20 protein-coding genes are annotated in these 21136 nt (G+C 58.8%); 8 read left to right on the top strand and 12 right to left on the bottom strand.

Annotated elements, in window-relative coordinates:
• Window positions 1-43 precede the first annotated feature (43 nt).
• Window positions 44-865, bottom strand: a complete 822-nt coding sequence (locus POI8812_RS03835) for a response regulator (RefSeq protein WP_219928821.1) — start codon at window positions 863-865, stop codon at window positions 44-46.
• A 218-nt stretch (window positions 866-1083) separates the two neighbouring features.
• Here POI8812_RS03835 and POI8812_RS17600 point away from each other — a divergent pair, with 218 nt between their 5' ends.
• From POI8812_RS17600 to POI8812_RS03825, 3 genes are read left to right on the top strand one after another with little or no spacing between them, the layout of a single operon-like run.
• Window positions 1084-1242, top strand: a complete 159-nt coding sequence (locus POI8812_RS17600) for a NepR family anti-sigma factor (protein WP_162844876.1) — start codon at window positions 1084-1086, stop codon at window positions 1240-1242.
• On the top strand, window positions 1235-1780 hold the full coding sequence (locus POI8812_RS03830) for a sigma-70 family RNA polymerase sigma factor (protein WP_306438838.1): 546 nt from the start codon (window positions 1235-1237) through the stop codon (window positions 1778-1780). The genes POI8812_RS17600 and POI8812_RS03830 overlap by 8 nt, the downstream gene beginning before the upstream one ends.
• Before the next feature lie 26 nt (window positions 1781-1806).
• The gene (locus POI8812_RS03825; RefSeq protein WP_108781173.1) at window positions 1807-1935 is read left to right on the top strand and encodes an entericidin A/B family lipoprotein; all 129 of its coding nucleotides are present in this window, start codon (window positions 1807-1809) and stop codon (window positions 1933-1935) included.
• Here the strand turns inward: POI8812_RS03825 and POI8812_RS03820 are convergent.
• The 6 genes from POI8812_RS03820 to POI8812_RS03795 form a co-directional block, all read right to left on the bottom strand.
• Complete coding sequence (locus tag POI8812_RS03820) at window positions 1932-2936, bottom strand: P1 family peptidase (protein ID WP_108781172.1); 1005 nt, start codon at window positions 2934-2936, stop codon at window positions 1932-1934. The genes POI8812_RS03825 and POI8812_RS03820 overlap by 4 nt on opposite strands.
• Entirely contained in the window at window positions 2929-3447 is a 519-nt protein-coding gene (locus tag POI8812_RS03815) for a GNAT family N-acetyltransferase (RefSeq protein WP_162844875.1), read from the bottom strand. The genes POI8812_RS03820 and POI8812_RS03815 overlap by 8 nt, the downstream gene beginning before the upstream one ends.
• A 51-nt stretch (window positions 3448-3498) precedes the next feature.
• Entirely contained in the window at window positions 3499-4512 is a 1014-nt protein-coding gene (gene pta, locus POI8812_RS03810) for a phosphate acetyltransferase (RefSeq protein ID WP_108781170.1), read from the bottom strand.
• Window positions 4509-5528 (bottom strand): YeiH family protein, encoded by a 1020-nt coding sequence (locus POI8812_RS03805; RefSeq protein WP_108781516.1) that lies wholly within the window; start codon window positions 5526-5528, stop codon window positions 4509-4511. Before POI8812_RS03805 ends, pta begins: the two co-directional genes overlap by 4 nt.
• Before the next feature lie 108 nt (window positions 5529-5636).
• Window positions 5637-7415: a sulfoacetaldehyde acetyltransferase gene (gene xsc, locus POI8812_RS03800; protein ID WP_108781169.1), complete on the bottom strand. Its 1779-nt coding sequence runs from the start codon at window positions 7413-7415 to the stop codon at window positions 5637-5639.
• Window positions 7416-7550: 135 nt separating this feature from the next.
• Window positions 7551-9167: a GMC family oxidoreductase gene (locus POI8812_RS03795; protein ID WP_108781168.1), complete on the bottom strand. Its 1617-nt coding sequence runs from the start codon at window positions 9165-9167 to the stop codon at window positions 7551-7553.
• Window positions 9168-9298: 131 nt separating this feature from the next.
• On the opposite strand from POI8812_RS03795, the gene POI8812_RS03790 reads away from it, so the two are divergent.
• From POI8812_RS03790 to POI8812_RS03775, 4 genes are all read left to right on the top strand, one after another.
• Window positions 9299-10531 (top strand): TRAP transporter substrate-binding protein, encoded by a 1233-nt coding sequence (locus POI8812_RS03790; RefSeq protein WP_108781167.1) that lies wholly within the window; start codon window positions 9299-9301, stop codon window positions 10529-10531.
• 126 nt (window positions 10532-10657) lie between these two features.
• The gene (locus POI8812_RS03785) at window positions 10658-11326 is read left to right on the top strand and encodes a TRAP transporter small permease (RefSeq protein WP_108781166.1); all 669 of its coding nucleotides are present in this window, start codon (window positions 10658-10660) and stop codon (window positions 11324-11326) included.
• Window positions 11326-12684, top strand: coding sequence for a TRAP transporter large permease (locus POI8812_RS03780; RefSeq protein WP_108781165.1), 1359 nt, complete (start codon window positions 11326-11328; stop codon window positions 12682-12684). Before POI8812_RS03785 ends, POI8812_RS03780 begins: the two co-directional genes overlap by 1 nt.
• A 12-nt stretch (window positions 12685-12696) precedes the next feature.
• Entirely contained in the window at window positions 12697-13470 is a 774-nt protein-coding gene (locus POI8812_RS03775) for an IclR family transcriptional regulator (protein ID WP_108781164.1), read from the top strand.
• Between the two features lie 13 nt (window positions 13471-13483).
• Here the strand turns inward: POI8812_RS03775 and POI8812_RS03770 are convergent, their stop codons facing one another.
• The 5 genes from POI8812_RS03770 to POI8812_RS03750 all read right to left on the bottom strand — a co-directional run bounded on the left by POI8812_RS03770 (window position 13484) and on the right by POI8812_RS03750 (window position 19910).
• Window positions 13484-15052: an ABC transporter ATP-binding protein gene (locus tag POI8812_RS03770; protein WP_108781163.1), complete on the bottom strand. Its 1569-nt coding sequence runs from the start codon at window positions 15050-15052 to the stop codon at window positions 13484-13486.
• Window positions 15052-15873, bottom strand: coding sequence for an ABC transporter permease (locus POI8812_RS03765; RefSeq protein WP_108781162.1), 822 nt, complete (start codon window positions 15871-15873; stop codon window positions 15052-15054). Before POI8812_RS03765 ends, POI8812_RS03770 begins: the two co-directional genes overlap by 1 nt.
• Window positions 15870-16835, bottom strand: a complete 966-nt coding sequence (locus POI8812_RS03760; protein WP_370739567.1) for an ABC transporter permease — start codon at window positions 16833-16835, stop codon at window positions 15870-15872. The genes POI8812_RS03765 and POI8812_RS03760 overlap by 4 nt, the downstream gene beginning before the upstream one ends.
• Before the next feature lie 9 nt (window positions 16836-16844).
• The gene (locus POI8812_RS03755) at window positions 16845-18317 is read right to left on the bottom strand and encodes a carboxypeptidase M32 (protein WP_306438837.1); all 1473 of its coding nucleotides are present in this window, start codon (window positions 18315-18317) and stop codon (window positions 16845-16847) included.
• Between the two features lie 123 nt (window positions 18318-18440).
• The gene (locus POI8812_RS03750; RefSeq protein WP_108781161.1) at window positions 18441-19910 is read right to left on the bottom strand and encodes an ABC transporter substrate-binding protein; all 1470 of its coding nucleotides are present in this window, start codon (window positions 19908-19910) and stop codon (window positions 18441-18443) included.
• Window positions 19911-20169: 259 nt separating this feature from the next.
• On the opposite strand from POI8812_RS03750, the gene POI8812_RS03745 reads away from it, so the two are divergent.
• The gene (locus tag POI8812_RS03745; RefSeq protein ID WP_108781160.1) at window positions 20170-21132 is read left to right on the top strand and encodes a hypothetical protein; all 963 of its coding nucleotides are present in this window, start codon (window positions 20170-20172) and stop codon (window positions 21130-21132) included.
• Window positions 21133-21136 lie beyond the last annotated feature (4 nt).

Here is a 21136-nt window from a genome sequence, read left to right as displayed (position 1 = left end):
AGGCTCAATCGTTGCTTTGCCACTCATCGAGTGGCAGCGCAAATCAGACATTCGTGACAGGTAGCATCCGGAAAAAGAGCGCCTGATCGATCAGGACCTTCAGCTTACGTTCCTCGAACGGCTTGGTGATGACATAGGCCGGCTCAGACCGCTCGCCGGTCAACAAACGGTGGGGGAACGCGGTGATGAAAATGACGGGCACATCGCTGTTGCCGCCAACACTGAGAATGTCATCAACCGCCTCGATGCCGCTTGAGCCATCGGCGAGGCGAATATCTGCAAGGATCAGATCGGGGCGCAGGTTGCCCACGGCCTCCACCGCTTCGGCGTGGGTACGGGCCACTGCGATGACCTCGTGCCCGAGGGTTTCCACGATGTTGCTGATGTCCATGGCAATCAGCGGTTCATCTTCGATCACCAGAACGCGGCTTCGGGTCGTGCTCTCAATCTCACGCATGCCGATATCGATCAGCTCGCGCGCCTCACCTTCGGAGACGTTCATGATTGCGGCAACGTCAACCACACCAAAATCCTCTAGCAACCGCAGAAGAAGTGCTTCCCGGCTTTGCGGGGTGAGGACGGTCAGCCGTTCTTGCATGACCTTTTCGCGGCCCGACATCTCGTTATTGATCTGCTCGACCCGCGCGCCGGTTGAGCGCCAAATTGCGCAGAACACGGTGAACAGGTAGCGGCGGGCATCACCCGATTGGGTGATTTGCGCACTCTCCTCCTCCGCCAGGATGGATTCGAGTGTTGCTGCGGCATAGGCGTCACCTGTCGCCTGCGATCCGCACAGTGCGCGTGCAAACCGGCGCAAGTCCGGCAAGGCAGTGGCCAGCGCTTCGGGATCGTACTGCATAGTCATCCTTCTCATTCCTTATGAGCATTTCGCCACAAAGGCGCATTGGGTACGGAACGTTTCCGCCCCTGTTGAGTTGTAGGGTAGAGCGGCGGGTTAAGGGGTCAAATGCCGCCTTTGCGAAAAAGATCTTCATTTTGGTCCGGTGAACCAAAGCCACGCTGTAGATTTTTCCGTTCACCGACCCAGGTTGAAAATCGATTGCCGCCTAAGGGGAGTTACGAATGTCGAAGGAGAAGCAGGGCGCTGCAGAAAATGCCGAGACGCGCATTGAGTCACATCTCAAACGCGTCTTCGAGGATGATATGCAGGCGCCCATGTCCGACAAATTGGCAGCGCTCGTCGAGCAACTCCGCGCAAAGGGGAAGGCATCAGATGAGTGAAATGAGCTTTGAGGAAGAACTCGTATCGCTGGTCCCGGATCTTCGCGCATTCGGAAAATCGCTGACACGCGACAATGCCCGCGCCGATGATCTGGTGCAGGACTCCATGGTCAAGGCCCTTTCCAATCAGGACAAGTTCCAGCCTGGCACGTCGATGCGCGCTTGGATGTTCACCATCTTGCGCAACACCTTCTACTCCATGAAACGCAAGCAGAAATGGGAAGTGGAGGATGTGGACGGCGCCTATCAGGACAGTCTCAGCCAAAAGCCCGCGCAGGACGGCGTGATGGACCTCGCCGATTTCAGGCGCGCCTTTGACACACTGCCCTCCGATCAGCGTGAGGCGCTGATGCTGGTGGGTGCAGCGGGCATGACCTATGAAGAGGCAGCAGAAATCTGTGACTGTGCGGTCGGCACGGTCAAAAGTCGGGTGAACCGCGCACGCGGGCGCCTGACTGACCTTCTTCACTTGAACGATGATGAGCATGGCCGGACGGAGGGAACGACCCTCGCAGCCATGATCGAGGCATCCACCTAAGACCATCCAACCGAAGGAGATTTACGATGACCTACGCAAAGCTCGGATTGATTGGGGCCGCGCTGCTCGCCCTTGCTGCATGCAACACGATCCAAGGTGTGGGCCAAGACGTGCAAGATGGCGGACGTGCCCTTGAGAACGCCGTGACGAACTAAGCCCCTAACGCACTCCAGCAGGGGGCAATATCGTTCGCTGCTGGTGTTGCTGCGTAAACACCACGGGCAATTGCGCGGGCAAGGCAGATCGCCGCCGCGTGCCCCAAAAGTGACGTATCGGTGCAAGACCGCTCGGCTGTCGATACGCCGAAAATCAAGTCTCCATCCATTGGCGTATGGGCCGGAACGATTGCCCGCGCGAACCCATCATGCGCCGCTGTGGCAAGGCGCGTACATCCTGCCTTATCCAGAATTGCATTGGTGGCGACAGCTGCAATCGTCGTATTCTGGCCTTGGCCCAACGCACGCTTGAACAACTCTGCCTTCGTGCGGAAGGTATCTGCCAAGCTTGGCGGTGGTGCGGTCCCCAGACCTCCAAACTCATTCTCCTGTTCGAAGGGGGCTGCCCAGAAATGGCGACCAGAGCTGAGCACCGATCCGAGAGAGTTGACGGCGACCATTGCCGCCACGATCACACCATCCGGCAGGTGCAAAGACGCCATTCCAAACCCGCCTTTGATGTGGCCTGCGATTGCGCCCATGCCGCTGCCGACTGTTCCGATTGCCGGCCTTTCCGTCGCTGCATCCAGTGCCTCAACCCCAAGTGCGCGATACGGGTTCACGTCCCAGTTCTTTTCCCCGCCATTAATCAAGTCAAACAGGATCGCCGCCGGGACAATGGGCACCCGTGCTGGCCCTACAGCAAAGCCGCGCCCCTGTTGTGCAAGCCGGTCCATAACTCCGGATGCCGCATCCAGCCCAAAAGCTGACCCGCCAGATAACACAAGCGCGTCGACCGCGTGCACGGACTTGTCGGGGGCGAGCAGATCAGTCTCTCGCGTGCCCGGTGCGCCGCCCATGACGTGCACGCCGCAGACAAACGGTTTGTCTGCGACCAAGACCGTTACACCTGACTTCAGTTCTGCGTTCTGAGCATGACCGACCCTAAGGCCGGAAACATCTGTGATCCCATTTTGGGGGCCGGGCGTGTAGTCAACCATAAGCCAAGAGGTCCTTTTCCAGATTGCATCGCATTACGTGGCGAATGTGACCGTCACCATCGGGATCAGCCGGGACCGTGCGTTCGTGAACGAAACCCTCACGCTCCCAGAAGCGGCGCCCGGCCGGGTTGGCCTCTAACACAGCGATGCGCAGAACCGTTCCTTTGGCGTTGCGCGCAAGCTGAATGATATGGCGGAGGGCAAGTCGCCCCAAACCCATACCGCGCACCGCCGGATCCAATAGCAAGAGACCAATGTACCACTCATTCGGCTCGTAGTGACCCGTGAGACATCCAACGAAACCGGCCAATTCGTGGTCCGTCCGCTCCAGACCAAAAAGATGAATATCCTCGGGTGGCACTTGCGGTGGCGCCTCGACCATCGCTTCTCTTGCATAGTCGATATCCGGATCGCGGCCGGTCTCCAGACGGATATAGTCGCCGGCCCGATCAAACAGATCGGCGACCCGCATCAGGTCTTTGTCGGGATCGAGAGATACGATGTTGATCATGTGGATATGCGACCCGACCCCGTGCCGGAGGTCAAGGCGCATCCGGCAGCGTCAGAGTGCGCGGCACTCCGAAACATCTGGGTCAACCTGCGCGGCTGTCACTGCGATCATGTGAAGAATATCTTCTGCATCGCAGCCGCGCGATAGGTCATTCGCTGGCATGCTCAGACCCTGGAAGATCGGGCCAATTGCAACGGCACCGCCGATGCGCTGTGCGATCTTGTAGGCGATGTTTCCGGCATCAAGGTTTGGAAAGACGAATACATTTGCTTCACCCTGAAGCGCACTGTCCGGCGCCTTGCGTGCTGCGACCGATGGCACGAAGGCGGCATCGAACTGCAATTCTCCATCAATCATCAACTCTGGTGCCGCAGCTTTGGCGAGGGCCGTCGCCTCTGTTACCTTGCTGACATTGGGGTGTCGTGCGCTGCCCTTCGTGGAAAAGGACAGCATGGCCACCCGTGGGGTCTGACCCGTGAGCGCGGAGAATGAACGGGACGAAGATAGCGCAATCTCTGCCATCCCCGCCGCATCCGGATCGACGACCAAACCAGCGTCAGAGAAGACCACCGCACCCTTCCGCGCATGATGGTCCTTGCACAGAAGCATCAGAAAGAAGCTCGACACCATCTTGGCGCTGGGGGCTGTGCCGATGATCTGGAGCGCGGCGCGTGCAATATCTGCCGTTGCAGCCACCGCCCCGCCCAGCGTGCCGTGGGCATAGCCCGCCCGGACCAGCATTGCGGCAGCCGTGACCGGATCGGTCATGGCTTTCTCTGCCTTCTCGGCGGTCATGCCCTTATGCGCACGCAGTTCATGATAGGCATTTGCCAACTCCGCCCGTTGCGGTGCGTTTTCCGGGTCATAGATCTCGACCCCGTCAGGCAGGTCACCGCCAAAGGCCTCGACGATCTCGTCCGTCGCCCCGACGAGGATCAGACGCGCGGCTTGGGCTTCGCGTGCCGCGCGGGTCGCAGCAACAACGCGTGGGTCCGCGCCCTCACTCAGTACGATTTTCCGATCGGAGCGGGCTGCGTTTTCCAGGATAGTCTGAAGTGGTCTCATGATACCTCCGACAACAAGGTGATGCCCCACAGGATGAAAGCACCGATGAAGATCGTTTCCGCTACGATCACGACGATGGATTGCCCGCCGACCTCCTGCACGATGCGGAGCGAAGTTTTCATGCCAACGGCAGCGATGGAGATGAGCAGAGCCCAACGGCTGATGTCACTGATGATCCCCTGAACAGCGCCCGGCACGAGGCCAAGTGAATTGAATGCAGCCAGCACCAGGAACATGATCACGAAAAACGGAAGCAGCGGCGGACGCTCTCCATCATCATCCTTGCTGTCCGTAAAGGCGCGGATGGAGAGTGCGAAGATCAACACGACCGGCGCAAGCATGGTGACCCGCATCAGCTTAACAAGGGTCGCGGTGTCCCCCGTTTCCTCTGAGACGGAGAAGCCTGCGCCAACAACTTGCGCAACATCATGGATCGTACCGCCGAGGAAGATACCGCTTTGCACATAGTCGAGGCCGAACCATTGCGTGATGATGGGATAAAGGACCATCGCAACAGTGCTGAGGATCGTGACACCGAGCACCGTAAAGATCAGGTTCTGCTCGGATTTTTCATCCTTTGGCAAAACAGCGGCAATTGCCATTGCAGCCGAAGCACCACAGATCGCAACTGCGCCCCCGGTCAACAGACCCAGGCGCCAGCCCCGGCCAACAAGGCGCGAGCTGAGAAGTCCAAAAACAATAGTCAGGGCGACACCGGCGATGATCATCGCGATCATCTCCCACCCCAGCTCGATGATCTGATCGACGGAAATCCGTACCCCCAGAAGGGCGACACCGATACGCAAGACCGTCTTTGAGGTGAAGGCAACGCCCGCGACACACGGGCCTGATTCAGCGAGGAAATGAAAGGCGAGCCCCAATAGCAGGGCCATGAGCATAGCCGGCGCACCGTAATGCTCCGACAGAAATTGAGCGACGATGGCAACCATGGTGGCAACCGCAAACCCTTGACCGTTTACCTTGAAGAACGCGCGGGCGCGGTCAGGTAGTGTCATTGTGGCGGGATTGGGTTGGTCAGTCATAGTCCGCTCCGGATAAGTCTCAGAAAGGACTTGTCATAGCTGAGGCGCCCCAGATGGAAAGGGGCGCCTCAATCTGTTTGCTTAGGCGATCTGCTGAGGGCGCATGTCGGATGCGTTGATCGGCGCGACAGATACCGGCTTCTTCATCGCGTCACGACGGAACGGCTCACCCAGCTCCTGGTTCAGAACAACCTCGATGAAGGTCGTGACGTTGTCGTCCATTTGCTCCTTCACGGCGGTGTTCAGCGCGTCGGTTAGCTGATCCATGCTGCGCACCTGCACGCCTTTCAGGCCGCACGCGTCCGCAACTTTGGCGTAGTTCACGCCTTCGTTCAGTTCGGTACCGACGAAGTTGTCTTCGAACCACAGAGTCGTGTTCCGCTTCTCCGCGCCCCACTGGTAGTTGCGGAAGATGATCATGGTGATCGCGGGCCAGTCACCACGGCCACAAGCCGTCATCTCGTTCATGGAGATACCGAAAGCACCGTCACCTGCAAAACCGACAACCGGGACGTCCGGGCAGCCAATTTTAGCGCCGAGGATCGCGGGCAGGCCATAGCCGCAGGGGCCGAAGAGACCAGGGGCGAGGTACTTACGTCCGGCCTCAAAGGTCGGGTAGGCGTTGCCGATGGCGCAGTTGTTGCCGATGTCAGAGGAGATGATCGCCTCTTTCGGCAGTGCCGCCTGGATCGCACGCCATGCCATGCGCGGGGACATACGGTCGGGCTGACGGTCACGCGCACGCTCGTTCCAGTTGGTGCCCGGATCGTCATCCTCATGATCCATGGAGGACAGGGTCTGCAGCCAGCTGGACTTCGTTGTCGCGATGAGGTTCTTACGCTCCTCACGGCCTTCGTCACCGGCAGTTGCGTCGAGCTGTGCAAGGATGTCCTCTGCAACAGTCTTTGCGTCGCCCTGAATGCCAACGGAGACCTTTTTGGTCAGGCCGATGCGATCAGAGTTGATATCAACCTGAATGATCTTCGCATCCTTGGGCCAGTAGTCGATGCCATAGCCCGGCAGGGTGGAGAACGGATTGAGGCGTGTTCCGAGCGCGAGGACGACGTCGGCCTTCGCGATCAGCTCCATGGCGGCCTTGGAGCCGTTATAGCCGAGCGGGCCAACGGACAGCGGGTGGGAGCCCGGGAACGCGTCGTTGTGCTGGTAACCACAGCAAACCGGCGCGTCGAGGCGCTCAGCCAGTGCGGCGGACGCGTCGATGGCACCGCCGATCACAACACCAGCACCATTCAGGATGACCGGGAACTTCGCGTCGGACAGCAGTTTTGCGGCCTCTGCGACAGCGGCGCGACCACCTTGCGGACGCTCAAGGCGCACGATCTGCGGCAGTTCGATGTCGATGACCTGCGTCCAGTAGTCACGCGGGATGTTGATCTGAGCGGGCGCGCAGCCGCGCCATGCTTTCTCGATCACGCGGTTGAGGACTTCGGCCATACGGGACGGGTCGCGAACCTCTTCCTGATAGCAGACCATGTCTTCGAACAGTTTCATCTGCTCGATTTCCTGGAAGCCACCCTGACCGATGGTTTTGTTGGCCGCCTGCGGCGTGACCAGCAGCATCGGGGTATGGTTCCAGTATGCGGTTTTAACCGGCGTCACGAAGTTGGTGATGCCTGGACCGTTCTGAGCAATCGCCATGGACATCTTGCCCGATGCGCGGGTGTAGCCATCAGCGACCATGCCGCCCGAGGTTTCGTGCGCACAGTCCCAGAACTTGATGCCCGCAGCAGGGAACAGATCGGAGATCGGCATCATGGCCGAGCCGATGATCCCGAACGCATTGTCGATGCCGTGCATCTGTAGAACCTTCACGAAGGCTTCTTCGGTCGTCATTTTCATAGCAAATCTCCTTGCAGGTGCGCCGAGGGCAACACGGTGTTCGAGAAATCCGGCTGGATCAGTCTTGCCGGATCAAGAGTATTTTGGTGCGCCGCCCGGTAGGGCCAGACGCGATTAGGCATAAGGCCAGACAAATCAGGCCGGGACGCGAGCATCTTCGAGCATGAGATCACTCGCTTTTTCACCGATCATGATGGCCGGTGCATTAGTATTTCCTGACACGATCTCGGGCATGATCGAGCAATCGGCGACCCGTAGACCGTCGATCCCGTGCACGCGCAAACGCTCATCTACAACGGCTCCGGGACCGGACCCCATCTTACACGTACCTGTCGGGTGATAGATCGAGGACGAGTTGTTGCGCGCCCAATCGAGCGTGCCTTCGTAGTCATCCATGGAGAGTGCAGCGGTGGGCCGGAACTCCTCTGCAATCTTCGAATCGAGCGGCGCATGTCGGGCGATGCGGCGGGCGATGTTCACCCCTTCAACGATCGTCCGGCAATCCGTCTCGGTCGCCAGGTAGTTCGGATGGATCTTTGGATAGGCCATCGGATCAGGGCCCGAGAGCTTGATCTCTCCACGGCTTTCAGGCCGAAGCTGACAGACCGACATGGTAAAGGCCGAGAATGGATGCACGCCCTCGCCCGGACTGTCCGCAGACCATGGCTGTACGTGGAATTGAATATCCGGGGTCGCAACATCCGGCGACGTCTTCATGAACCCTGTGGCCAGGCTGGCTGCCATCGTCATCGGCCCGGCACGGAACATCGCATATTTTAATGCGATCCGCGCCTGATTGAGGAGCGAGCGAACTTCATCATTCAGCGTAGGCTCATTGCATTTGTAAACCAGACGCGCCTGTAGGTGATCCTGAAGGTTCTTGCCAACACCCTGAAGATCGTGAAGCGGCGAGATACCATTGTCGCGCAGATGATCTGCGTCACCGATGCCCGACAGCATCAAGATTTGGGGTGATCCGATCGCACCGGAACTCAGCACGATTTCCCGCCGTGCCTTGATTTTTTGCAACGCACCGGACTTGTCCCGCCAGACCACCGCGCTGGCACGTCGGCCATCCAGCTCGATTTTCTGAACCTGTGCGTTTGTTATGATCTCAAGGTTGTCGCGGCTGCGCGCCGGATTGAGATACGCGACAGCGGCCGAACAGCGTCGACCATTGCGGGTGGTCAGCTGGAAATAGCCGACCCCCTCTTGCTCAGCACCATTATAGTCAGGATTGAAGGGATACCCGGCGGCCTGTGCCGCCGCGACCCAAGCGTCACAAATGGGACGTTGAATGCGCATGTTCGAGACTGAAAGTGGACCACCGACACCGTGGTACTCGTCTTCACCACGCTCCTGATCCTCAGCACGTTTGAAGAGCGGCAGGACATCTTCCCAAGCCCAACCCGAATTGCCCATTTGCCGCCAGCGGTCATAATCTTCCGCCTGGCCGCGCACATAGAGAAGACCGTTCAATGATGAAGAACCGCCCAGCACCTTGCCGCGCGGCCAATCGAGGCGCCGCCCATTGAGGCCGGGATCGGGTTCGGTCTTGTAACACCAGTCCACAGACGGATTGTGCATTGTCTTGAAGTAGCCAACCGGGATGTGGATCCAAGGATTCCAGTCTCGTCCACCGGCTTCCAATAACACAACGCGATTCGCTGGATCAGCGCTGAGACGATTGGCCAAAACGCACCCGGCAGAGCCAGCGCCGATGACGATATAATCAGCCTCCTGGACGGTCATAACCTTCACTCCCCATGGTGTTTTAATTTTCTTTGGCAAGTTTTCCTTGCGTCATGTTTTGATACATGCTTCAAATTGAGACCACAAGTATCATTATTGAAAAATGATCGTGTTTAAAGGGAGGAATGACCATGAAAGTCAGCCAAAAGTTGAGTCGCATCAATCGACGCGATTTGTTCAAGCTTGCCGGACAATATGGCATGAGTTCAACACTCATGGCTGCCGGCACGTTCGGTGGTGCGATGAGCATCGCGGAACTCGCGAAAGCGGCAGAATCAACCTATGACCGCCGTTTCGGCCGTGAAGCACGCTTCACGCTGAAGTTTGGCGCCGCAGGTTTCAACGCACGCAACCTGTTGATCGAGCGCGCAGGCGCACTGGAATTCGCACGTGACATCGAAGCACGTACGGACGGCGAGATTCGCATCGAATTCATCGGCGACAACCAGATCTGCGGCCAGACATCCTGCGTTGAGAAGACGCAGCAGGGCATCGTCGACATCTATGCTGCATCCACGCAGAATTCCGCAGGTGGCGCGCCCTACCTGAACGTTCTGGACTATGCGTACATGTTCCCGGGTCGTGCGTCGCAGTACCACTTCCTCTACTCGCCTGAGTCCCAGCGTATTCTGCGCGATCCGCTGGAGCAGCGTCACGGCCTGAAGTTCCTCTTCTCGCATGCAGAATTGCGCGGCATTCAGCTGGGCCAGAGCTTCGCGGACAAGCCAACGGTCACCTCGATCGAAGAGCTGTTTGGCACCAAGAACCGTGTCACCGGCACCCAGTTGGGCCGGATCGCAATGGAAGCACTGAACCTGAACCCTGTTCCGGTCGCGTGGGAAGAGACCCTCGACGGTCTGCGTCAGGGTCTGATCGACGGCGCAGAGACTTGGGCCTCCGCTGTGGCATATGCTGGTATGTCGCCAGTGGTGTCCCAGTGTGTGGACCTCAAGTTCTTCTGCGGCACCGAGCACACGTCCATGTCCGCCTCTGTCTTCGACAGCCTCGGCGGCGACCTGCAGGACGCGGTTCTGGAATCCTCCTACTGGGCGCAGACCCACGTTCAGGCGGCAAACGAAGCAGCACTCGTCAAAACAGTCGGCTTCTCCGATCCGCAGCTTCCGGGTACGATCTTCGCAGAGAACGACGTGCGTTGTGCGTTCCTGTCGGACGACGAGATCCGCAAGGCCGAGGAAATGTGTTCGCCCGAGTTCCAGCCGCAGCTCTGGGAGCAGTGGCGTGAGCGTCTCAACGGTTGGGCCGGCGGCATCGACACCTATCAGGAAATCTACGACATCGCGCGTGAGGTTCCGGCAGACATGCTGCCCGAGAACGTTGAGCCCCGCCGCTGGTGGCGCAGCTAATCGGTTTCGACCGACAATTTCCCTGAAGACGTGTCAGCCCTCCTTGCGAGGGCTGACGCATCAGTAGAAACTGAAACGCAAGGCCCGCTTTAGTCGGGCCACTTCTATAATCACCGGGAGGAGCCAATGTCCCTGTTGGCAGACGCGCTCAACGTCGTGACAGCGATGTTCAGCGGAGATTCGTGGACACTGACCACAGCGCTGAAAACTGAAGGAGCCTGGATCACCGGGACGATCGCGACCGTCTTGGGCGGCCTCCTCGTCATGGTGCTTTACACCGCCGTTCCTTGGATTGATCGGCATCTGGAACGTTCGATCATGGTGTATTCGTACCTTTTGATCGCGATCATCATTTTCGTGGAGGTCTTTCGGCGGTTCGTTCTGTCGGTGCAGGCTCCGTGGTCAACGACATTCCCACCCGTCCTGTTTCTGGTCATGGCGTGGTTCGGGTGCTCCTACAACATCCGGCTGCGTACGCATCTGGCCTTTAGCGAGTTCCGCACGAACATGAACCGCAAGATGCAGTTCCTGTGCCTCAGCATGGATGCTGTCCTCTGGCTTGGCTTCTGCGTCATCGTTGTGGTGACAGCGAGCCGTGTTGCCGCACAATCCGCAAGCAATTTCCAAATTCTCGAAGGCACCGACAACGTGCTGAAGTGGTGGTATCTGATCGCGGTTCCGATTGCCTTTATCCTGATGGCAGGACGGGTCTTTCAGAACTGGCGCGATGACTATCGCAACTATCGCAGCGGCGAGCCGCTGATCAAACAAGCTGTTATCGGGGGGGATGTCTGATGTCTGACGGAACCATAATCACACTTATCTCTGTCGGCGTGACCTTCCTGTTCATGCTGGGCGTGCCGGTCTTCCTCATCATCGCCTATTGGGTGGTCGGTACAACATTTGTGCTTGGCACGCCGCTCGACAATATCGGTGCAGAGCTTGGTAATGTGTTCTCCAAGGGCTTTGCACTGTTGGCCATGCCGCTCTTCATCCTGACGGGGGATCTGATCAACCAATCGGGTATCGCGAAACGGTTATCAGATTTCGCTTATGCCTGTTTGGGATGGCTAAGAGGCGGTCTCGCCATGGCTGCGATCGGCGCTTGCGGCCTGTTCGCGGCGATCTCCGGCTCCAACTCCGCGACAACGGCAACCATCGGCTCGATGCTGCACCCTGAGATGGTCAATGGCGGCTATGATGAGCGGTTCTCTGCCGCGACGGCAGCCGCGGGTGGCACGGTCGGGATCATTATCCCGCCCTCGATCATCTTCATTGTCTATGGCTACCTGATGAACCTCTCGATCTCCGAACTGTTCATCGCAGGCATTCTTCCCGGCGCACTGATGGTCTTTGCCATGCAGTTCGCATGCTGGCTGATCTGCCGCATGAACGGCTGGGGCCACCTGATCCCGCTGAACCTGAACCGCATCCTGAAGACCGGATTCGGCGCATGGTTGGGCTTCTTTGCCATCGGGCTGGTGCTTTGGGGCATCTACACCGGCAAGTTCTCTCCAACCGAAGCAGCGGCCGTGACGGTTGGTTTCTGCCTGATCGTCGGGGTGATCTGCTATCCGCTGAACAAGATCATGAAGAACGACTCAAACACCCCGATCGAGCAGAAAGGCTTTGCCGACATGCTGGTCGTTGAGGGCTTCACGATCCCACAGATCCCGTCCATCGTTGTGCGGTCTGCCCAGATCACAGGCATCCTCGCACCGCTGATCGGGATTTCGGTCGTGATGCAGCAAAACCTCTCGCTGCTGGGTGCACAGGAAACCATTGGCAACTTCGTGACCGGCATGGGCGGCTATTACGCGGTTCTGTTCACATCCATGGTGATCGTGTTCTTCTCTGGCATGATCCTAGAGTCGCTCCCCGTGACGATCATTCTGGCCCCAATCCTGGCGCCAATTGCAGCCAGCGTTGGTATTGATCCGGTCCACTTCTCGGTGATCTTCCTGGTCGGCGCGTCGATTGGTTTCATCACGCCACCATATGGTCTGAACCTCTATGTGGCCTCTGGTGTGACAGGTGTTCCCTATTTCCGGCTTCTGAAATACACAGTTCCTTATCTGATCGCATTGATCAGCATCTGGTTCATCGTGGCGTTGACGCCGCAACTGGCCTTGATGCTGGTTCCGCAAATTTAAGGAAACCGGAAAATGGCAGATGGCGCAGAGGACAAGGGCAACATACCCACCAATTTGCGCCTTCTGATGGTTCTTGAAGAAATGGCCTCGGCCGGGGTTCCGGTGACCCCGACCGAGGTGAACAGAGAGTTGGGTCTGCCCAAGCCAACGATCCACCGTCTGTTCACCACCCTCGAATCTGAGGGTTTCATCCAGCGAGACATTGACGGACGAGCCTATTCCCCCGGGCGCAGGTTACGCTCTCTCTCCGCCGGTATCCTTTCGAGCCTGCGGATCAGAACGGCACGCATGGCCGTGCTGAACCGGTTGGCCGAAGAAATCGGCGAGACCTGCAACATCGCCCTTCCTGACCGGGATTGTATGCTCTACCTCGACCGGGTTGAGACGACATGGCCCCTGCGCATCCAGCTTCCAGTCGGTACGCGTGTTCCACTTCACTGCACGGCGTCGGGCAAGATGTATCTGAGCACGCTGAGCGAACACCATCTCAGCAGCTACTTGCGCACGACACCGATGGAAAAACGGACAGAGGCGACATTGATCGACCCTGATGCCATCATGAGTGAGATGAAGGCCATACGGACACAAGGCTACTCCGTCGACAATGAAGAGTTCATGGAAGGCATGATTGCCGTTGGAGTGGCGATTGATGATGCCGATGGGCGTCTTGTCTCTACGCTCAGCTTTCATGCGCCTGTCCAGCGACTTTCCCTTGATGACGCCCTGTTGAATCTCGACAGGCTCAAGGCTGCGGCGCGCGACCTGTCTTCTATCCTGATCGACTAGACCCTATTCGCACTCAAATTGGCAGCTTCGGCACTGCATCGATAAGCTGTCGCGTATAGGCATGGGACGGTTTCGCAAAGACTTGGGCAGTATCTCCCTGCTCAACAATAGCTCCATCTTTCATGACCAGCACGCGATCCGTAATAGCTCTGACAACGCTCAGGTCGTGGCTGACGAAGAGGTAGGACACATCAAACCGATCTGAAAGCTCAGCCAACAGGTCGAGGATTTGAGCGCGCACCTGTACATCCAATGCGCTGACAGCTTCATCCAGCACGACAATCTCTGGCCGGATGATCAATGCGCGCGCAATGGCGATCCGCTGCCGCTGGCCACCTGAAAATGCATGGATGTGGCGATCCATGTCGGTCGCGTTCAGTCCCACGCTTTCCAACATCTCACCCACCGCGGCGCGCTGCTCTGCCTTGGATGGTCGGCGGTCAAGCAGATGAAATGGTTCTGCCACCAACCGCGCGACGGTATGTCGTGGGTTGAAGCTTCCAAACGGGTCCTGGAATACGATCCCGATCCGCCGGCGAAGGTCACGCGCGGCGTCCATATCCATCAACTTCCCGCCAAGCTCGATCGAACCGCCCTGCACCGGCTCCAACCCCAACAGCGCACGGGTCAGCGTTGACTTTCCTGAACCACTTTCGCCGACGAGACCCAGATTCTCGCCCTTTCGGAGTTCAAACTTGACGTGATCTACGGCTCGAAAGGTCGGGCGCACGGAAAAGGGGTTACGGCGGGGAAGCGCATAGTCCCGCACGACGTCGCGCGCCTGCATCACCACCTGAGTCCCGTCACGCGGCGGCCTGAGTGGCGCATGGCTGGACGCTGCGATCAGTGCGCGGGTGTAGTCCTGTCCGGGCGCCTTCAGAACTTGCGATGTGACGCCGGTTTCAGCAACGCGCCCCTTCTCCATGATCGCCACGCGGTCGGCCATATCGTGGACCACTGCAAGATCATGGGTGATCAGGATCATCGCCATGCCGTCTTCGCGGACGAGTTTGCTCAGCAGGTCCAGTATCCCGGCCTGCGTTGTCACGTCGAGTGCCGTCGTCGGCTCATCCGCAATAAGCACCTTCGGACGGAGGGCGATGGCCAGCGCGATCACAACGCGCTGGCGCTGGCCACCTGACAATTCATGTGGATAGCGGGTCAGAGGAATATGCCCGAGGCCGACACGTTCCAACACGTCGGCCGCTTTCCCCAGCGCCTCACGCCGCCCAACGCGGCTGTGCAGCTCAATCGATTCTGCGACCTGCTGGCCAATCGTGTGCAGTGGATTGAGGGCCGTCATCGGTTCCTGAAACACCATGGCCACGTCGCGCCCACGCCGTTTGCACATTTCCCGTTCCGAAAGATCGCTCAGCATCTCTCCGTCTAGTGCGATCGTTCCGCTTTGATGCATCCCATCCGGCAAAAGCTGCATGATCGACAGTGCTGTTAGTGACTTGCCTGAACCACTTTCGCCCACCAGGCCGAAGATCTCACCCCTAGAGACCCTGAAGCTGACGTCCTTCAGGAGAGTGTTGGCGCCGACGCGCAGCGACAGGTTTCTCACGTCCAACAACGACATCACACCCGGCCCTGCTTTAGCTTAGGGTCGAACAAATCACGCAGACCGTCGCCCATCAGGTTCAGCCCAAGCACGCAGATCACGATGGCAAGGCCGGGGAACAGAGCCATATGCGGTGCGATTGAAATGAGCGTCTGGGCATCTGCAAGCATGCGACCCCAGCTTGGCAGTGGAGGTTGAGCGCCAAGTCCGACATAGGACAATGCCGCTTCGACCAGAATGCCAACGGAAAACTGTATGGTTCCCTGCACAATCAGCAGGTTTGCGATGTTTGGCAGGATATGTTCCGCGCTGATATGCACCGCACCCTTGCCCGCGACACGGGCCGCCATGATGAACTCACGGCTCCACAGGCTCAGCGCCGCGCCTCGGCTCAGGCGCGCGAACACAGGGATGTTGAAAATGCCGATGGCAAGGATCGCGTTCCAGACACTGGGACCGGCCAGCGCAGTGATGAGGATCGCAATCAGGATCGACGGAAAGGCAAAGATGAGGTCGTTGCCGCGCATGATGACCTCGTCCAACAGGCCGCCCCGCCGGGCCGCTGCCCAAAGGCCCAGTGGGACACCGACCCCCATCCCAATACCCACAGCAGCAATCGCGACTGCGATAGAGGTGCGCGCACCAACCATCAGCATTGACGCGATATCGCGGCCCAGATGATCCGTTCCCAGCCAATGCGCGCCACTCGGGGCTTGCATGCGATCAGGGATCGACAAAACGTCGACGTCGTAGGGGGTCCAGAGAAAACTGATCAGGGCAAGAGCGGCGAAGACGACCGAAAAGGCCGCGCCCACAATCAGGGAAACCGGCCACCTCATCGTCGCAACCTCGGATCGACCAGCGCGTAAGCCATATCGACGGCGAATGTCACGACAACCACGGAAAAGACCAGGAGCATGACGGCCCCCTCGACCACGATCAGATCGCGTTGGGTAATCGCCTGGAACAGCAGACGCCCCAAACCCGGCAGATAAAAGACGTTCTCGATAATGATGGCCCCGGCCAAAAGGAAAGAGAACTGAAGGCCGATGATCGTAAGCACCGGGATCATGGCGTTGCGCAATGCATGGTGCCAGATCACGCCCCGACGGCTCTGACCCTTTGCCCTCGCCGTTCGGATGTAGTCTTCGTCCAATGTTTCGATCAGGGCAGAGCGCATGATCCGCGCCAGGATACTGGCCTGTGGCAGTGCCAGCGCAATGGCCGGAAGGGTAAGACCCATCAGCCCCGCGACGGGGTCTTCCCAGCCCACAAAGCCACCAGCGGGAAAAATCCGCCATTGGATGGCGAATATCAGGACAAGAAACATTGCAAACCAGAAATTGGGGATCGCGATGCCAAGTTGCGTAAGCCCCATGACACCGTAATCCGCCACGCCTCCGCGCCGCAGCGCTGCAAGAATGCCAATCGGGAAAGCAATCGCGGTAGACAGCACCAAGGCATAAAGCGCGAGCGGCAGGCTAACCCAGATGCGATCGCCGATAAGCTCTGCAACCGGCACGCGGTAGGTGTAGCTCTGCCCGAAATCCCCAATCAGCAAACCGCCGACCCAATCGAAATAGCGGGCGATGAGGGATTGGTTGAGCCCAAGCTGATCTCGTAACGCCTCAACCGCTTCCGGCTGCGCATTTATGCCCAACATGAATGCCGCCGGGTCGCCAGGCAGGACTTCGATGATCCCGAAAATCAGGATCGAGGCCACGACAAGGGTAAGGCAAAGCGACACGAACCGCCTGCCCAGATAGATCAACACTTGATCACCCGATCGGGGCGCGCGCATGCCCGCATATCAAAATCCGTAAAGATCGCCGAATTTGGCGTTCAGATACTCGACAAGAGGTGCCGAGGTGACCGGACCGCCGGTCGCGCGCTCCATCAGGTTCGGTGCGGTCAGGATCGAACCATGCTGATGAACATTCTCGCGCAACCACGCCAGTGCGGCCGTCGTCTCACCCCGTTCCAGATCGGAATCGATGGACGGAACCGCGGCCCGAAGGCGCGCAAAGAGCGCGGCCGCATAGATGTTGCCAAGGCTATATGTCGGGAAATACCCGAACAGTCCCGCCGACCAATGGACATCTTGCAACACCCCTTTAGAGGGCTGGGGAACTGCAACCCCGAAATCGGCCTCAAACCGTTCGTTCCAGGCGGCCTCAAGATCGCTAACCTCCAGTTCGCCCATGATGAGGGCGCGCTCAAGATCGAAGCGCATCAGAACATGCAGATTGTAGTGTACCTCATCCGCCTCGGTCCGGATGAAGCCCGGGCCAACCCTGTTCACCGCGGCATAGAATTGCTCGGCATCAAGGTCGATGCCGAATTGCGCGACCATCTTGCCATGCAAGAATGTGCAGAAGGCACGGGAGCGGCCCATTTGATTTTCGAGCATCCGGCTCTGGCTTTCGTGCACACCCATCGAGACATGCCCCCCCGCCGGGGTTAGGGCATGTTCCAGGGGGAGGCCTTGTTCGTAGACCGCATGACCGACCTCGTGAACGACACTGTAGAGACAGTCAAAGGGCCGGATCGGGTCAACGCGCGTTGTGATCCGCACATCCGTCAGCGTGCCCGAGCAGAATGGATGGGTTACAAGATCCATACGGCCCGCCTGCCAATCGTAGCCAAAGACAGTCGCCAGCTCTCGCGCCACGGCCATCTGGCCGTCCGCATCGAACTGACCCTCCAGCGCCCTTGGTTGATGACCACTCTCTGCAATGCGGGCGCGCAACTCTGAAAGCGGAGCACGCAATCCGCCAAGGATGTCGGTAAGGGGACCGGTACGCATGCCCGGCTCGTAACCGTCCAGCAAGGCATCATAGCGCGTCTCATCATCGAGTTTTTGCGCGTCAGCCGCTTCCCTTTGCCGCGCAACCATGCGGGTCAGCGTCGGCAGGAATGCAGCAACGTCTTCATCCGCGCGCGCCTGTGCCCAGATCCCATGCCCGACAGATGTGAGCTTGGCCAGCTCCTCCGCAAGGTCGGCTGGCATACGCTCATTGCGCAACCAGTCACGCCTGATACGCCGGATGTTCGCAGCTTCCGCGGGGTTCAGCGCCGCCGCGTCGATTGACGTCAACCAGTCCCCAATGCGTGGGTCGGTGCGGCGGGCATGCAGGACAGCAGCCATGGCACCCATCTGCTCTGCCCGTTGTGCGCCAGCCTTAGGCGGCATGATTGCCTCCTGATCCCACCCCAGGAGACCCGAAACCTGGCCCAGCGCCTGCGTTTGTTTTTCAAACGCAATCAGTTCGGCATAACTCATCAGATAGGCTCCTTGCAGTTCGGATGCAGCGCACAAGAAATGCGGGGTGGGGTCAAGGACCCAAAGCTGCGCAAATGCCCCCAACTATTAGCCGGGGGCTGCGCACTTAGTACAACAACGCCATCACTGAACCCAGCGCACACCCGTCAGGTCGATGGCTTGCGTCGGGGAATTCTCCCAAAGTCCCTCGATGCGCGCATTCGCCACTCCAGTCTTCGCCAATTGGAAAAGATACGCGTTGACGTAGTCATCCGCGATCATCTCTTGCGCTGTCTGCATCAGATCAACCCGCGCGGCCTCATCTGTTTCGACATCCAGCGCATCCATCAAAGCGACGAAGGCAGGGCGGGCATATGCGAAATAGTAGTCTTCGCGCGCATAGATACCGATATCCATAGGCTCAGTATGGCTGACGATGGTGAGGCCATAGTCACGACCCCGGAAAACCTGTTCCAGCCATTGCGCCCACTCAACATTCTCGATTTCTGCCTCGATACCAACCGCGCGCAGTTGCGCTGCGATGATTTCACCGCCACGGCGCGCATAGGCTGGAGGGGGCAGTTTCAACGTCGTTGTGAAGCCATCGGCATATCCGGCTTGCGCCAGCAATTCCCGCGCCCGGTCAGGATCATGGGGACTACGATCCAGCAAATCGACATAAGCCGGATTATGTGGCGCGAAATGCGTGCCAATCGGCGTGCCGAAGCCAAACATTGCGCCGTCGATGATCTCCTGCCGATTGATGGCGAGCGCCACGGCTTCACGCACCAGCGGGTCAGCAAAGGGTTCGGCCGAGTTGTTCATGGCAAGGATTGTCTCGCCTTCCGTGCTGCCGACGATGACGTTGAAGCGCGGGTCAGCGTCAAACTGCGCCAGGTTCTCAGGCGCAGGAAAGACCGGGAATGCGTCGACATCCCCCGCCATCATCGCAGCAAACGCAGCGACCGGATCGGAGATGAACTTGAATGTGGCGGCCTCCAGCGCGATCGGCTCTCCCCAATAGTTTGGGTTCGCGGCAAGCTCTACACGGTCGCCCTGTACCCAATCAGAAAAAACAAAGGGACCGGTCCCAATCGGGTTGGTCGCATTGCCAGCCGCAGATTCAGGCGCGACGATGACAGCGTCGCCCCAGGCGAGGTTGAAAGGCAGATTTCCGCTGGGACTGCTCAAGGTGATCTGGACGGAGTTGGGTGCCAGCGCCTCGACGTTTTCAATTCCTGCGAAGAGCGCCTTTTGCGCGTTGGTGCTGTCCTCAGCGCGTGCCCTGTCGAGGGTGAAGACCACATCATCCGCGTCGAAATCAGATCCATCATGGAATGTCACACCTTCGCGCAGAGTGAACGTATAGACCGTGCCGTCATCGTTGATGTCCCAAGCGCTTGCGAGCGCCGGTAGGACTGAGCCATCGGAGCCAAAGCGCGTCAGCCCCTCAAACACATTCGCATAGACCACCTCATCGATGGCTGCCGCCGCACCACCGGTAGGATCGAGATTAGGTGGCTCAAGCTGCATACCGATTGTGATTGATGTGTTTTGCGCCATCGCTGTGGTCGCAATCAGCGATGCGGCTAGTGTCGCGACAAGGGCTTTCATGTGCCGGTCCCCAAATTTTTTCCAACGCCTGATGCAGCGCAGCGAAGGAACAATGACGCAAGTGGCAATCAATTTCCACAGCCGGGGCAAGAGTGTCGCCTCTAGCCCACGTTCAAGGTCAAGACCTCAGCCACGATAATCGAATAGGTTGGACAGTCGCGGCCCAGGGAATGTCATATCCGTCTGTTCACGCCCAATTCGTCTGTGGCAGGTTGCACAAACGACGCCCAATGCGGGCCAGTAATTTGAGGTATTTGAGATGGGCCGCGTGTTGGATTGGATCGGAGCGCGCGCCCGTTGGGTCATGGCGCTCGGATGTGTCGCCGCCTTGCTTCTGCCGGGCCTGGCCAGCTTTTTGCGCCCCGCCTTGCCTTTTCTGGTGTGCGTCGTCCTTGCCATGGCCATGGCGCGCATTGATCTGGCGCAGGTGGCCCGGGACGCTTTGAGCCGTCGGCGCCTTTTCGAATGGTTGTTTCTTGTCGCCCTGATGATGCCGGCCACTGGTGCAATTGCCTGGCTCATTGGGCAATTCCTGCATCCTAACGACGCGTTCGCGCTGATCCTCTTCGCGGCGGCACCGCCAATCGCCTCATCAGCCGGAATTTGCTTTCTGATGGGCTACGATGCCCGGCGCGCAGTCGAGGTCACCATCTTCGCCACTATACTAACGCCCGTGATTGGTCCGCTGATGCTGGATGTCTTTCTGGACGCACCGGTCGCACTGTCATCGCTGGATCTGGCCCTGCGGCTTGCGGGAATGATCGCTGGCGGCATCACTTTAGCTTTGGGCATCCGTGCCACGCTCGGCGGCGAGAGGATTGGGCGATTGGGACGGCGTTTTGACGGGGTAGCGGCCTGTGTGATGGTCACGTTCGTCTTCCCGCTATTTGATGGTGTTGGCCCGCTCGTCGTGGAGGAACCGCTGCGTGCGGTGCGCGTCCTCGTGCTGTCCTTCGTCATCAATCTCGGCCTGTGTATCGCAATCGTGATGACAGGTTCGCGCCGCATTGGCCGCCCCGCAGCGGGGGCACTTGGCGTTATGTGGGGCAACAGGACCGTCGCGCTCTATCTTGCCGCACTTCCATTTGATCCGACCTTGGCTTTGTTTGTCGCGCTCTATCAGTTTCCGATGTATCTGACGCCCTTGATACTACATGCGCTAAAGCTCGGTCATACTGACAACATGGTTGACCTTCGACCCCAAGGCGGCAATGTGCCGTAAACCT

This window comes from Pontivivens insulae (genome assembly GCF_900302495.1).
GTDB classification, from domain to species: Bacteria; Pseudomonadota; Alphaproteobacteria; order Rhodobacterales; family Rhodobacteraceae; genus Pontivivens; species Pontivivens insulae.
Note: the sequence above shows the minus strand (reverse complement) of the source record. Positions and strands in the feature narration are given on the sequence as shown.

Coding starts and splice junctions, on each gene's coding strand:
- POI8812_RS03750 (WP_108781161.1), bottom strand. CDS start 19,910: ATGAAAGCCCTTGTCGCGACACTAGCCGCATCGCTGATTGCGACCACA.
- POI8812_RS03775 (WP_108781164.1), top strand. CDS start 12,697: ATGGCAGATGGCGCAGAGGACAAGGGCAACATACCCACCAATTTGCGC.
- pta (WP_108781170.1), bottom strand. CDS start 4,512: ATGAGACCACTTCAGACTATCCTGGAAAACGCAGCCCGCTCCGATCGG.
- POI8812_RS03760 (WP_370739567.1), bottom strand. CDS start 16,835: ATGCGCGCGCCCCGATCGGGTGATCAAGTGTTGATCTATCTGGGCAGG.
- POI8812_RS03785 (WP_108781166.1), top strand. CDS start 10,658: ATGTCCCTGTTGGCAGACGCGCTCAACGTCGTGACAGCGATGTTCAGC.
- POI8812_RS03825 (WP_108781173.1), top strand. CDS start 1,807: ATGACCTACGCAAAGCTCGGATTGATTGGGGCCGCGCTGCTCGCCCTT.
- POI8812_RS03755 (WP_306438837.1), bottom strand. CDS start 18,317: ATGAGTTATGCCGAACTGATTGCGTTTGAAAAACAAACGCAGGCGCTG.
- POI8812_RS03780 (WP_108781165.1), top strand. CDS start 11,326: ATGTCTGACGGAACCATAATCACACTTATCTCTGTCGGCGTGACCTTC.
- POI8812_RS03835 (WP_219928821.1), bottom strand. CDS start 865: ATGACTATGCAGTACGATCCCGAAGCGCTGGCCACTGCCTTGCCGGAC.
- POI8812_RS03795 (WP_108781168.1), bottom strand. CDS start 9,167: ATGACCGTCCAGGAGGCTGATTATATCGTCATCGGCGCTGGCTCTGCC.
- xsc (WP_108781169.1), bottom strand. CDS start 7,415: ATGAAAATGACGACCGAAGAAGCCTTCGTGAAGGTTCTACAGATGCAC.
- POI8812_RS03745 (WP_108781160.1), top strand. CDS start 20,170: ATGGGCCGCGTGTTGGATTGGATCGGAGCGCGCGCCCGTTGGGTCATG.
- POI8812_RS03805 (WP_108781516.1), bottom strand. CDS start 5,528: ATGACACTACCTGACCGCGCCCGCGCGTTCTTCAAGGTAAACGGTCAA.
- POI8812_RS03830 (WP_306438838.1), top strand. CDS start 1,235: ATGAGTGAAATGAGCTTTGAGGAAGAACTCGTATCGCTGGTCCCGGAT.
- POI8812_RS03770 (WP_108781163.1), bottom strand. CDS start 15,052: ATGTCGTTGTTGGACGTGAGAAACCTGTCGCTGCGCGTCGGCGCCAAC.
- POI8812_RS17600 (WP_162844876.1), top strand. CDS start 1,084: ATGTCGAAGGAGAAGCAGGGCGCTGCAGAAAATGCCGAGACGCGCATT.
- POI8812_RS03765 (WP_108781162.1), bottom strand. CDS start 15,873: ATGAGGTGGCCGGTTTCCCTGATTGTGGGCGCGGCCTTTTCGGTCGTC.
- POI8812_RS03815 (WP_162844875.1), bottom strand. CDS start 3,447: ATGATCAACATCGTATCTCTCGATCCCGACAAAGACCTGATGCGGGTC.
- POI8812_RS03820 (WP_108781172.1), bottom strand. CDS start 2,936: ATGGTTGACTACACGCCCGGCCCCCAAAATGGGATCACAGATGTTTCC.
- POI8812_RS03790 (WP_108781167.1), top strand. CDS start 9,299: ATGAAAGTCAGCCAAAAGTTGAGTCGCATCAATCGACGCGATTTGTTC.